Raw genomic sequence first — 12,858 nt, 5'->3', positions numbered from 1 at the left:
CCGGTTCGGCCGGACAGGCTCAGTCGGACAGGCCGGCGGCGAGCAGTTCGACGAAGCCGATGTCCTCGTTGGCCACGCCGAAGACCTCGGCGCGCAGCAGAGTGCGCTCGGCCCAGGCCCGGTGCGGCTTCACCTCGTTCATCTTGTTCGTGTACGACGACCTCAGCACGCCTCCTCCGCCGCGCTCCGGGCGGAGGATGTCCTGGGCGTCGCTGAACTCCTCGTGGCTGACCACGGAGAGCGCGTGCACCGGGAGCACGTGGGAGGGGTGGATGCAGGTCTTCCCCAGCAGGCCGTTGGCCTGGTCCAGGGAGATCTCCCGCAGCAGGCCGTCCATGGCGTGCTCGATCAGCCGGGCCCGCAGGTCCGCGGCCTGCACCTCAAGGAAGGGGCTCTGCCGCAGTTGCGGCTTGAACATCCTCTCCTGGACCCGGAAGTACTCCCACACCGGTCCGGTCACGGTGAATCCGGTGCCGTCGGCCCGCCCGAGCATGTTCACCACGTCGGCGATCACGGAGGCGACGATCTGGATGTCGTACGCCGTCATGTCGGGACCGCGGCGCAGCCCGTAGGAGGAGCAGAAGTCGGTCACGCCGAGCCGGAGGGCGAGGACGCGGTCGCGGTACTTGTCGACCGCGCGGAAGATGCCCTCCAGGGTGTGCACCCTCGACTCCCGGTACAGCAGCTCCGGGGATTCCAGGACCGGCATGGCGAACAGGCGCCGGCCCGTGGTGGCCTCCGCGTCGGAGAGGGCCTCCAGGAAGGGCATGCCGCGTTCCTCGGTGAACTTCGGCAGGACGAATCCGGAGAGTGTCCCCACGGCGGGGCCGAGGCGTCGCACCAGGTCGGGAATCTGCTCGGCGGTGCGTACGCGGACGAACAGCAGCGGAACGTTTCCGCCGACGTGTCCGGAGCGCCCGGAGAGGTCGGTGAGGTGCCGTACGAGGTTCTCCTCGCCGGCCGCCACATCGGCGTCGTCGATGGAGTCCTCCAGGCAGAGCACCATCGAGACCACGCCGTTGGCGGCCTGCTTGAGAATGTCGTCGGCGAGATGCGGCCGGGTGGCGGGGCTGTAGAGCGTGGCCCCCAGAGCCGCGGAGAGCAGCCGTGCCGGGGAGTCGGCGCTGAACACACCCGGCTCCTGATGGAAGAGACGCTTCCGCACCTCAGGGGCTATATGCCCGAAATGACGCATGTGAACTCCCCCGTGGTGACTGGGCGACCTGTAAAACGTTCGAAGGTGGCCGGTAATAGTACGTAGAAACCCATGTCAGAAGTTCCCGTCGGGCATGAATTCCAGGTAACCCGGCCGTGTCGGCGCCGCGGGGCAGGACGCCTGGCCCACCCGGGTACCCGCCCCCGCATTGTCGTGACCAGGACCGAGAAGGCAGGATGACGGCATGACGCACGCGATGCTGAAAGGGTCGAACGTCCCGCTGGAGGCCACCACGGTCCGGGCCGTGCTGCGCTGGACCCCCGGGCAAGGAATCCCGGACGTCGATGTCTCCGCGCTGCTCCTGGGCCCCGACGACCGTGTGCGATCCGACGAGGACTTCGTCTTCTACAACCAGCCCCGGCACCCGTCGGGCCAGGTCTGGCGGCTGGGCAAGAAGCGGGCCGCCGACGGTCTGACCGACGCGATCCAGACGGATCTGTCCGGGGTCGAGGCCCGGGTCGGCCGCATCCTGCTGGTCGCCTCGGCGGACGGCGTCGCCTTCGAGCAGGTACGGGACCTGCGGGTCCTGCTCTACGACGCGACAGCCGACGACGCCGAGCCGCTGGCGTACTTCGACGTCAAGCCGGAGACGGGCGAGGAGACCGCGCTCATCTGCGGGGAGCTGTACCGGCGCGGGGAGAGCTGGAAGTTCCGGGCGCTGGGCGAGGGTTACTCGAACGGGCTGGAGGGTCTGGCGACCGAATTCGGCATCTCGGTGGACGAGGAGGCCGAGGCGGAGGCGGAGAACGACGCCCAGAGGGCACCCGAGACGACGGGAACGGCACCCGAGGGGACCGCAGCGACACCCGAGAGCGGCCCGTCCAACGCGCCCGAGCCCTCCTCGCCCACCGCCCCCACCCAGGCCGCACCTGTCCAGTCCCCACCCACCCAGCCGCCGGCCGTCCAGCCCCCGCCGGTCCACTCCACGTCCGCCAGGACCGCGCCCGCCCAGCCGCTGCCGCCGGAGCAGCCGCCCGGGGTACCGACCCAGCCCGCGTACGGCTATCCCCAGCAGACTCCGGCGACCCAGCCGGCCTATGGGTACCCGCAGCCCGCCGGTGCCGGACAGACGGCGTACGGCCACCCCCAGGCACCCGCCGCACCCGCCGCACCCGCCCCGGCGACCGCCGCCGGCGCGGCGGCCGGCTACGGCTACCCGCCGCCGGCGGCCGTGATCCCCGACCCGGACTTCCGGCTGCCGCCGCAGGGGCCGCAGTTCCTCGGACGGTAGGCGGGAGGGCCGACCGCCGCCCATGCTCCGTCGGCCCTCCCCCACCATGCGCCCCGCAGGCCGGGCGACCGGGGCCAAGTCGCCGCCCCGGCCCACCGGGTCCGGTTCACCGGGTCCGGTTCACCGTTCGGCTTTCGCCTTGTAGCCCCGTCCCCACTGCAGGCCCCACCCGTACAGCCGGTCCAGTTCGCCCTGGAAGCCGTAGACGAACTTGACCTCGCGGCGGACGAACATCTCGCCCTTGATGTTCTCGATCATGACCACGGCGCAGGACCGGGCCTGCGGGTGGCGTTCGTCCAGGCTTATCTCGATCCGGGGGCCGTTGCTCGGGTAGAGGGTGACGATGGCGTGCGCGCGGTCGAAGGCGGGCGTCTGGTCGTATATGTAGGCGAAGACCAGGAGGCGCTTGATGGCATCCCGCTGGTCGAGGTTGACGTAGATCGTCTCGCCGGAGCCGGAGCCGAACCGGTCGTCGCCGCTGAGCTTGACGTAGGGCGCGGCGTTGACGTCCCCGAAGTAGCCGCCCAGTGGCTGTACGACGCCCTTGGCGCCGTCCTGCATCTCGTAGAGGCAGCCGAGGTCGAGGTCGACGTTGACCATGCTCTGGCTGTGGCCGAGGACCTCGGGGGGCTTGAGTGCCTTGAAGGGGTGCCGGAGCAGGCTCTCCCGCTGCGGCCCGGAGATGTCGGAGGTCCGCATCCGCCACGTCAGGTTGATGCGCAGATTGCCGGTGGCCGCGCCCTGTTTCGTCAAGGAGACCTGGCTGTGCCGTTTGGTCAGCTCGATGGCATTGGTCGCCGCGTTGCCCGAGTCGAAGTCGGTTTCACGGCCGCGCCACAGTCGTCCGTCCAAGATGCCCATTCCCGCCCCCACGCATGTCCGTCTCACGCCGCCACCGCACCGATGGGCCGCGGCTGCCTCGTCGCACCCGCGGTCCGGGACGCCGACGGGGCGGCGTCGAGGAGTCGTCCTCGACGCCGCCCCGCTCAGAGCGTTCCTCGCCCGGGCCGGGTTCACACCCGCGGTGCCGGAGCACCGGAGGCGAACAGGGCCCGGAGCAGCGGGCTCCTCACACTCCGGAGGAGACTTCCGCCTTCTCGCTGTTTCCTGGCCCCTCGGCCTCGGCGAGCCGCTTGTTGCGGCGTACGGAGGACCAGAAGGAGGCGCCGATCAGGACCACGCCGATGAGGCCGGTGATCAGCTCGCTGATCTGGTACTGGATGGTGATCAGCAGGATCACGGCGAGGGCGCCGATCGCGTAGTGGGCGCCGTGCTCCAGGTAGACGTAGTCGTCCAGGGTGCCCTGACGGACCAGGTACACGGTCAGGGACCGGACGTACATGGCGCCGATACCCAGGCCGAGGGCCATCAGGACGATGTCGTTGGTGACGGCGAAGGCGCCGATCACCCCGTCGAAGGAGAAGGAGGCGTCCAGGACTTCCAGGTAGAGGAACATGAAGAACGCCGCCTTGCCGGCGATGGCGACCGCCGACTTGGGCTTGCCCGAGCGGGCGGCGGCTTCCTCGGCCTCGTGCTCGCGTTCCTCCTCCTCTTCGAGCTTGTCCTCGAAGAAGCCGGAGAGTCCGCCGACGATCAGGTAGGTGATCAGGCCCGCGATGCCGGCCAGCAGCACGGTCTCGGCCTTGTCGACGTGGGTGCCGCCGTGCTGGTGGGCGTGGGTGGCGAAGGTCATCGCGGAGATCAGCAGCACGATCAGGGCGATGCAGACCGACAGCATGTCGACCTTGCCCAGCTTGGCCAGCGGGCGCTCCAGCCAGCCCAGCCACTTGATGTCCCGGTCCTCGAAGAGGAAGTCCAGGAAGATCATCAGCAGGAACATACCGCCGAACGCGGCGATCGCCGGGTGGGCGTCGGTGACGAGTTCCTGGTAGCGGTCCTTGTCGGTGAGCGCGAGGTCGACGGCCTCGATCGGGCCGAGCTGGGCGCTGACGGCGACGATGACGACCGGGAAGACCAGCCGCATGCCGAACACGGCGATCAGGACGCCGATCGTGAGGAAGATCTTCTGCCAGAAGGCACTCATCTTCTTCAGGATTCCGGCGTTGATCACCGCATTGTCGAAGGACAGCGAGATTTCCAGGATGGAGAGGATCGCCACGACACCGAAGGCGGTCCACCCCCCGTAGAAGACCGCCGCGACCAGGCCGAGCGCGGTGACCGCGAACGACCAGCCGAAGGTTTTCAGAAGCACTGGCTACCCAATCCTTGTGTACGGGGCTCCCCCGCGCCGTACTCGGCTTTACGAAACGTTGACTCCGAAGTCTAGAGCGATGCCCCGGAGCCCCGACGCGTACCCCTGTCCGACTGCCCGGAACTTCCACTCGCCCTGGTAGCGGTAGACCTCACCGAAGATCATCGCGGTCTCGGTGGAGGCGTCCTCGCTCAGGTCGTAGCGGGCGAGTTCCTGGCCGTCGGCCTGGTTGACGACCCGGATGAAGGCGTTGCCGACCTGGCCGAAGGTCTGGCCGCGCTCGTCGGCCTGGTGGATGGAGACCGGAAAGACGATCTTGTCGCACCGCTCGGGCACCAGGGAGAGGTCGATCAGGAGCGACTCGTCGTCGCCGTCACCCTCGCCGGTGAGATTGTCACCGGTGTGCTCGACCGAACCGTCGGGGCTCTTCAGCTGGTTGTAGAAGACGAACCACTCGTCACCGAGCACCCGGCCGCCGCCGCACACCAGGGCGCTGGCGTCGAGGTCGAAGGGGGCTCCGGTGGTGGAACGCGCGTCCCAGCCGAGCCCGACCATCACCTGCGTGAGGTTCGGTGCGGCCTTGGACAGGGAGACGTTTCCTCCCTTGGCGAGCGTGACGCCCATGGTGCTGTTCCCTCCCCGGGTTGTGGTTCCGCTGTGCGCGAGGCGCTCGTGTGCGCGTCCGGCGCCGCACGCGGACCGTGCGGCGCCGGACGACAGGGGTCGGCTCAGACGTTCACGCCGAAGTCCTGCGCGATGCCGCGCAGGCCCGACGCGTACCCCTGGCCGATGGCGCGGAACTTCCACTCCGCGCCGTGCCGGTACAGCTCGCCGAAGACCATGGCGGTCTCCGTGGAGGCGTCCTCGCTCAGGTCGTAGCGGGCGATCTCGGCGCCGCCGGCCTGGTTGACGACCCGGATGAAGGCGTTGCGGACCTGGCCGAAGGACTGCTGGCGGTTCTCCGCGTCGTAGATCGACACCGGGAAGACGATCTTCTCGACGTCGGCGGGGACGGTCGCGAGGTCGACCTTGATCTGCTCGTCGTCGCCCTCGCCCTCACCGGTGAGGTTGTCACCGGTGTGCTCGACCGAGCCGTCCGGGGTCTTCAGGTTGTTGAAGAAGATGAAGTGCTGGTCGTTGCCGACCTTGCCGGAACTGTTCAGCAGCAGCGCGCTGGCGTCGAGGTCGAAGTCGGTGCCGGTCGTGGTCCGCACGTCCCACCCCAGACCGACGATGACCGCGGTCAGGCCGGGGGCCTCCTTGGTCAGCGATACGTTGCCGCCCTTGCTGAGGCTGACTCCCACGAGTCCTCCATTGGTGTCCGGGGGCGGGAAGCCCCGAAGTGCGTCGGATGTCGGATCAACGATTCGATCCTAGTGACGGGTTCCCGCACCCCGCAGGCCCTGACGCGGAAGAATCACCGCGTCGCGATCACAGGGTGTCGAGCGCCTTCACGTACTCGGACAGGTCCCGGGCGTCCGGCAGTCCGTTGACGACGGTCCAGCGCACCACGCCCTCCTTGTCGATGACGAAGGTGCCGCGCACCGCGCAGCCCTTGTCCTCGTCGAAGACGCCGTAGGCGCGCGAGACGTTGCCGTGCGGCCAGAAGTCGGACAGCAGGGGGTACTCCAGGCCCTCCTGCTCGGCGAAGACGCGCAGGGTGTGGATGGAGTCGTTGGAGACGGCGAGCACCTGGGTGTCGCGGTCGGAGAACTGCGGCAGGTTGTCGCGCACCTCGCACAGCTCACCGGTGCACACGCCCGTGAAGGCGAAGGGGTAGAAGAGCAGCACCACGTTCTTGCCGCCCCGGAAGTCGGACAGCTTCACGGTCGCCCCGTGGTTGTCCTTGAGTTCGAAGTCGGGGGCCTTGTCGCCGACCTGGATCGCCATCGTCCTGTTGGTCCCTTCGTAGGGGTCGCTCTCGGAGCACACCCTACGCAGGGACCACGACGGAACCCCGGACGGGCCGACCGGAGCCGGCCCGTCCGGGGCCCGTGAAAGGGGGAAGCCCGGCTACGGGGCTACCGCTTCGACTTGGCGGCCTTCGGCGTCGCCAGCCGGCTGCCGCTCCAGTCCTTGCCGACGCTGACGCTCTTGGCCGCCGTCAGACCGGCCGTCGTCGCGGCTTCCGAGATGTCACTGGGCTCGACGTAACCGTCACGTCCGGTCTTCGGCGTGAGGAGCAGGATCGCCCCGCCCTCCTCGATGTACGTGGTGGCATCCACCAGCGCATCCGTCAGGTCGCCGTCGTCGTCACGGAACCACAGCACGACGGCGTCGGCCACGTCCTCGTAGTCCTCGTCCACCAGGTCGCCCTCGATGGCACCTTCGATGGCCTCGCGGAGCTCCTGATCGACGTCGTCGTCGTAGCCGATCTCCTGGACCACCTGCCCGGGCTGGAACCCCAGCCTGGCGGCAGGGTTCGTCCGCTCCTCCGCGTGGTCCGCGGTCGCGCTCACGGGTTGCCTCCTGATCATGTATTTAGGGAATGTCTCAGCCACGCGCGTGCGCGAAGCATTGGCCGTAGTCCACACGGGCGGGACGGATCGCGCAAGTACCCGGCCACTGGGACCGCCGAAACGGTGACGATCCCGACCGTGTCACCGCAACTCCAGGCACGCCACCCAGGATCGAAGGTGACGTACACCACACCTTTCTGCCCCGTTTGCGTAATTGGGAACCATACAGGGGTACGAGATCCGCAAGAACTTGCCCTGGTTATCGACGGAGAACTGGTTACCTCACGGTAGAGATGACGTTTCCCCCCGACAGGTACACGATGGGAGACGGTTCCGGCACTCTCCGATACGCCCTGCGACAGCGAAGGAACAGTGTGGCTTCCGCATCCGATCGCAATCCGATCATCATTGGCGGCCTTCCGAGTCAGGTTCCTGACTTCGACCCCGAGGAGACCCAGGAGTGGCTCGACTCGCTGGACGCCGCCGTCGACCAGCGCGGCCGGGAGCGGGCCCGCTACCTGATGCTGCGGCTGATCGAACGGGCCCGTGAGAAGCGCGTCGCCGTGCCCGAGATGCGCAGCACGGACTACGTCAACACGATCCCGACCAAGAGCGAGCCGTTCTTCCCGGGCAACGAGGAGATCGAGCGCCGCATCCTGAACGCCACCCGCTGGAACGCGGCTGTGATGGTCTCCCGCGCCCAGCGGCCCGGCATCGGCGTGGGCGGCCACATCGCCACGTTCGCCTCCTCGGCCTCCCTCTACGACGTCGGGTTCAACCACTTCTTCCGCGGCAAGGACGACGGCGACGGCGGCGACCAGGTCTTCTTCCAGGGCCACGCATCGCCGGGCATCTACGCCCGCGCCTACCTCCTGGACCGCTTCGGCGAACGGCACCTGGACGGCTTCCGGCAGGAGAAGTCCAAGGCGCCGTACACGCTCTCGTCCTACCCCCACCCGCGCTCGATGCCGGACTTCTGGGAGTTCCCGACCGTCTCCATGGGCCTCGGCCCGATCGGCGCGATCTACCAGGCCCGCATGAACCGCTACCTGCACGCGCGCGGGATCGCCGACACCTCCCGCTCGCACGTCTGGGCGTTCCTCGGCGACGGTGAGATGGACGAGCCGGAGTCGCTGGGCCAGCTGACCATCGCCGCCCGCGAGGGCCTGGACAACCTCACCTTCGTCGTCAACTGCAACCTCCAGCGCCTCGACGGCCCGGTGCGCGGCAACGGAAAGATCATCCAGGAACTGGAGTCGGTCTTCCGGGGCGCCGGCTGGAACGTCATCAAGCTCGTCTGGGACCGCACCTGGGACCCGCTGCTCGCCCAGGACCGCGACGGCGTCCTGGTCAACAAGATGAACACCACCCCGGACGGCCAGTTCCAGACGTACGCCACCGAGTCGGGCGCCTACATCCGCGACCACTTCTTCGGCGACGACCACCGGCTGCGCGCCATGGTCGAGAACATGACCGACGACCAGATCCTGCACCTGGGCCGCGGCGGCCACGACCACCGCAAGATCTACGCGGCGTACAAGGCGGCCCTGGAACACAAGGGGCAGCCGACCGTCATCCTCGCCAAGACCGTCAAGGGCTGGACGCTGGGCCCGAACTTCGAGGGCCGCAACGCCACGCACCAGATGAAGAAGCTCACGGTCGACGATCTCAAGCGCTTCCGCGACCGGCTGCACCTGCCGATCTCCGACCGGGAACTGGAGTCGGGCCCGCCGCCGTACTACCACCCCGGCCGGGAGACCGAGGAGATGCAGTACATGCACGACCGCCGCAAGGCGCTCGGCGGCTACGTCCCCACCCGCGTCGTGCGCGCGAAGCCGCTCCCGCTGCCGGGCGAGCAGACGTACGCGACCGTGAAGAGGGGGTCCGGTCAGCAGTCCATCGCGACGACCATGGCCTTTGTCCGGCTCCTCAAGGACCTCATGCGGGACAAGGAGATCGGCAAGCGCTTCGTGCTGATCGCGCCGGACGAGTACCGCACGTTCGGCATGGACTCGTTCTTCCCGAGCGCGAAGATCTACAACCCGCTCGGCCAGCAGTACGAGTCGGTCGACCGGGACCTGTTGCTCGCGTACAAGGAGTCGCCGAACGGCCAGATGCTGCACGACGGCATCTCCGAGGCGGGCTGCACGGCATCGCTCATCGCCGCCGGCTCGGCGTACGCGACGCACGGCGAACCCCTCATCCCGGTCTACGTCTTCTACTCGATGTTCGGTTTCCAGCGCACCGGCGACCAGTTCTGGCAGATGGGCGACCAGCTCGCACGCGGTTTTGTACTGGGCGCGACCGCCGGCCGCACGACCCTGACCGGCGAGGGGCTGCAGCACGCGGACGGCCAGTCCCAGCTGCTGGCCTCGACCAATCCGGCGTGCGTGGCGTACGACCCCGCCTTCGGCTTCGAGATCGCCCACATCGTCAAGGACGGGCTGCGCCGGATGTACGGCCCGGACAGTGAGGACGTCTTCTACTACCTCACCGTCTACAACGAGCCGATCCAGCACCCCGCCGAGCCCGAGAACGTCGACGTCGAGGGCATCCTCAAGGGCGTCTACCGCTTCAGTGAGGGCACGGGCGGCTCGATCCCGGCACAGATCCTGGCGTCCGGCGTGGCGCTGCCGTGGGCGGTCGAGGCGCAGCGGATCCTCGCCGAGGAGTGGAACGTACGGGCCGACGTGTGGTCGGCGACCTCCTGGAACGAGCTGCGGCGCGAAGCGGTCGCGTGCGAGGAGCACAACCTGCTGCATCCGGAGGAGGAGCAGCGGGTGCCGTACGTGACACGGAAACTGGCGGGCGCGCAGGGGCCGTTCGTCGCCGTGTCCGACTGGATGCGGTCGGTGCCGGACCAGATCGCGCGGTGGGTGCCGGGGACGTACCAGTCGCTGGGCGCGGACGGGTTCGGGTTCGCGGACACGCGGGGGGCGGCGCGGAGGTTCTTCCACATCGACGCGGAGTCGGTGGTGGTGGGAGTGCTGAGCGAGCTGGCACGGGAGGGGAAGGTGGACCGGTCGGTGCTGAAGCAGGCCGTGGACCGCTACCGGTTGCTTGATGTGTCGGCGGCGGATCCGGGGGCCGCGGGGGGCGACGCGTAGCGCGTCCGCTGGGGTTGGGGGCGGCGGGGTTCCGGCGCCGTCGCCCTTGCGGCGCCCGGCGTGGCGGTTGACGCGGGGGTGGGTTGCGCGGCCCGGCGCTGACGGGGTGCCGCCGCGCCCACCCGTGCCGCCCCAGGCGGCACGAATGCCCGCGGTCACGCGGGTACGCACCCGCACCCGCGTACGGCGGCCAGGGGACGGGGTGGGGGGGTGTCCGCCCGCAGCGGTTGGCGCGTCAACCCGCCGCACCCCCGTAAGCGACCGATTCCGCGCCGTTCCGAGGACGGACACCCCCCACCCCGGCCCCGACCACCCGCACCGGAGTGGGCGCTACGCGCACCCCCACCGAACCCGCACAGGCGCCGCAGGCGCCCGTCTCAGATCAGCCCGACCAGGGCGACCAACGTGTCGATCGCGCCCAGCGTCACGGCGATGACGGCCTGGAGCGGGCGGGAGCCCGCCCAGGTCCGGTCCATGGCGAGCCAGCCGCAGACGATCGCCGCGGGGCCGAGGACGATCCCCAGCACGAAGAACCCGGCGACCGCGCAGATGACCCCGATGATCCCGAGCGTCGCGCGATCCGGCCCGCTCCCTGACCACGTCCGGCCACGTGAGCGAGGGTGCCTGCGCGTTCCTTGTCCGAAGCTCGACATCATCAACTCCCTGAACCCTTGCCTGAGTTCGGGTCCATTTCGGGTTCGATGAGCGAGTACCCCCGATGCGACGGCCAATCCTCCCGGCGAGACGCTGCCCGCGCGCTGCCCCCCTCCAGCAGCGCGCCGCAGCCGTCCCTCCCGTCCCGCACTGTGACCTGCGACGCCCGCCGGAGGGGAGGGGTTCGCCGCAATCGTCACCCTGATGAGCGAACCGCAGACCGAGGACACGGACCGAAGGCACGGACCGAAGGCACGGACCGAGGACACCGACCGAAGGCACGGACCGAAGGCCCGTCAGATGTGACCGACGCCCGCGCCCGCCTCCGCGTTGTCCCCCCGCTTCGTCAGGAACGCCACGAACACCGCCACCACCGCGACCCCCGCCGCCGTCAGCGACGCCAGGCTCATCCCGGAGATGAACGTGTCGTGCGCGACGTCCGCGATCTTCTCGGCGATCGGCGCCGGGGTCCCGTCCGGCACCGGCGCGATCCCCTGCTGGACACCCTCCGCGGCCTGGTCCAGCTGGGCCGGCGTGAGCTGCGGCAGCCCCGCGTCCGCCCAGTTGCCCGCGAAGTCGTTGTCCACCTTGGAGGCCATCACCGCGCCCAGCACCGCCGTACCGAGGCTGCCGCCGATCTGCATCGCCGCCTGCTGGAGACCGCCGGCCACACCGGACAGCTCCAGCGGCGCGTTGCCGACGATGACCTCGGTCGCGCCGACCATGACCGGCGCCAGGCCCAGCCCCAGCAGGGCGAACCAGATCGACATCGCCAGGCTGCCGGTGTCCGTCTCCAGCGTCGACATGCCGTACATCGCGATCGCGGTGAGCGCCATGCCGCCGGCCAGCGGCACCCGCGGCCCGAACTTGGTGATCATCGCGCCCGCCGCAGGCGAGCCGACGATCATCATCGCGGTCAGCGGCAGCAGGTGCAGACCGGCGTCGACCGGGCTCATCCCGTGCACGTTCTGGAGGTAGAAGGTGACGAAGAACAGGCCGCCCATGAAGGCGATCGCCATCAGCACCATCAGCACGACACCGGCCGACAGCGGCACCGAGCGGAACATGGCCAGCGGGATCAACGGCTCCCTGACCCTGGTCTCCCAGAAGGAGAAGAGCCCGAAGCCGACCACCGACACCACGATGAACAGCCAGGTCTTCCCGTCGCCCCAGCCCCACTCGGGGGCCTTGATGAGCGCCCACACCAGGCAGAACATCGAGGCCGACAGCAGCACGATGCCGACGATGTCGAAGGAGCGCGGCGCGTTCTGGGCCCGGTGGTCCAGCAGGATCAGCACGCCGAGCACCAGGGCGAGCACGCCCACCGGCACGTTGATGAAGAACACGGACTGCCAGTTGACGTGCTCGACCAGCACGCCGCCCAGGATCGGCCCGCCCGCGGTGGACGCGCCGATGACCATGCCCCAGATGCCGATGGCCATGTTGAGCTTCTCGGCCGGGAAGGTCGCCCGCAGCAGCCCCAGCGCCGCCGGCATCAGCAGCGCGCCGAACAGGCCCTGGAAGACCCGGAAGACGATGACCGCGCCGATGCTGCTGGACAGCCCGATCGCCCCGGAGGACAGGGCGAAGCCCGCCACGCCGATCAGGAAGGTCTGCCGGTGGCCGAAGCGGTCGCCGAGCTTGCCCGCGGTGATCAGGGTGACCGCGAGAGCGAGGAAGTACGCGTTGGTGATCCATTGCAGCTCGGACCAGCTCGCGCCGAGGTCCTTGCCGATGGCGGGGTTGGCTATGGCCACGATGGTGCCGTCGAGGGCCACCATCATGACCCCGACGGCGACGGTGATGAGGGTGGCCCACGGATGGCCGCGCAGCCCCTTGGCCGGCCCGGCGTCCGACGGTCCCCGGTCCCCCGGCCCCGTCGTCTCGATGGTCTGACTAGTCATACATTCGAGGCTAGTGACAGCCGCTGACAATTGACAAACGGATTCACAAGTCGGTAACTGACAGGACACTCCCCT

11 protein-coding genes are annotated in these 12,858 nt (G+C 69.1%); 2 read left to right on the top strand and 9 right to left on the bottom strand.

Annotated features, from left to right (window positions below):
- Positions 1 to 19: 19 nt before the first annotated feature.
- Entirely contained in the window at positions 20 to 1,195 is a 1,176-nt protein-coding gene (locus tag ACZ3IG_RS03230; RefSeq protein WP_467428461.1) for an HpcH/HpaI aldolase/citrate lyase family protein, read from the bottom strand.
- A 205-nt stretch (positions 1,196 to 1,400) separates the two neighbouring features.
- On the opposite strand from ACZ3IG_RS03230, the gene ACZ3IG_RS03225 reads away from it, so the two are divergent.
- Complete coding sequence (locus tag ACZ3IG_RS03225; RefSeq protein WP_467428458.1) at positions 1,401 to 2,447, top strand: TerD family protein; 1,047 nt, start codon at positions 1,401 to 1,403, stop codon at positions 2,445 to 2,447.
- A 120-nt stretch (positions 2,448 to 2,567) separates the two neighbouring features.
- Here ACZ3IG_RS03225 and ACZ3IG_RS03220 read toward each other — a convergent pair whose 3' ends face one another.
- The 6 genes from ACZ3IG_RS03220 to ACZ3IG_RS03195 form a co-directional block, all read right to left on the bottom strand.
- A complete protein-coding gene (locus ACZ3IG_RS03220; protein ID WP_467428457.1) occupies positions 2,568 to 3,308 on the bottom strand; it encodes a TerD family protein in 741 nt (246 codons plus the stop codon).
- Positions 3,309 to 3,516: 208 nt separating this feature from the next.
- The gene (locus ACZ3IG_RS03215; protein WP_437088041.1) at positions 3,517 to 4,659 is read right to left on the bottom strand and encodes a DUF475 domain-containing protein; all 1,143 of its coding nucleotides are present in this window, start codon (positions 4,657 to 4,659) and stop codon (positions 3,517 to 3,519) included.
- A 48-nt stretch (positions 4,660 to 4,707) separates the two neighbouring features.
- Positions 4,708 to 5,283 (bottom strand): TerD family protein, encoded by a 576-nt coding sequence (locus ACZ3IG_RS03210; RefSeq protein WP_467428454.1) that lies wholly within the window; start codon positions 5,281 to 5,283, stop codon positions 4,708 to 4,710.
- 104 nt (positions 5,284 to 5,387) lie between these two features.
- Entirely contained in the window at positions 5,388 to 5,963 is a 576-nt protein-coding gene (locus ACZ3IG_RS03205) for a calcium homeostasis/redox stress adaptation protein (RefSeq protein WP_189413088.1), read from the bottom strand.
- 127 nt (positions 5,964 to 6,090) lie between these two features.
- Positions 6,091 to 6,549: a peroxiredoxin gene (locus ACZ3IG_RS03200; protein ID WP_215171846.1), complete on the bottom strand. Its 459-nt coding sequence runs from the start codon at positions 6,547 to 6,549 to the stop codon at positions 6,091 to 6,093.
- Between the two features lie 131 nt (positions 6,550 to 6,680).
- A complete protein-coding gene (locus tag ACZ3IG_RS03195) occupies positions 6,681 to 7,118 on the bottom strand; it encodes a DUF3052 domain-containing protein (RefSeq protein ID WP_215171848.1) in 438 nt (145 codons plus the stop codon).
- A gap of 374 nt (positions 7,119 to 7,492) precedes the next feature.
- Between ACZ3IG_RS03195 and aceE the strand changes: the two genes are divergently transcribed.
- Positions 7,493 to 10,225, top strand: a complete 2,733-nt coding sequence (aceE, locus tag ACZ3IG_RS03190; RefSeq protein WP_467428451.1) for a pyruvate dehydrogenase (acetyl-transferring), homodimeric type — start codon at positions 7,493 to 7,495, stop codon at positions 10,223 to 10,225.
- Positions 10,226 to 10,602: 377 nt separating this feature from the next.
- On the opposite strand, the gene ACZ3IG_RS03185 is transcribed toward aceE, so the two are convergent.
- Positions 10,603 to 10,881, bottom strand: coding sequence for a small hydrophobic protein (locus ACZ3IG_RS03185; protein WP_467428449.1), 279 nt, complete (start codon positions 10,879 to 10,881; stop codon positions 10,603 to 10,605).
- Positions 10,882 to 11,175: 294 nt separating this feature from the next.
- Positions 11,176 to 12,783 (bottom strand): MFS transporter, encoded by a 1,608-nt coding sequence (locus tag ACZ3IG_RS03180; protein WP_467428446.1) that lies wholly within the window; start codon positions 12,781 to 12,783, stop codon positions 11,176 to 11,178.
- Between the last annotated feature and the right edge of the window lie 75 nt (positions 12,784 to 12,858).

This window comes from Streptomyces sp. NPDC016677 (assembly GCF_055562815.1).
Note: the sequence above shows the minus strand (reverse complement) of the source record. Positions and strands in the feature narration are given on the sequence as shown.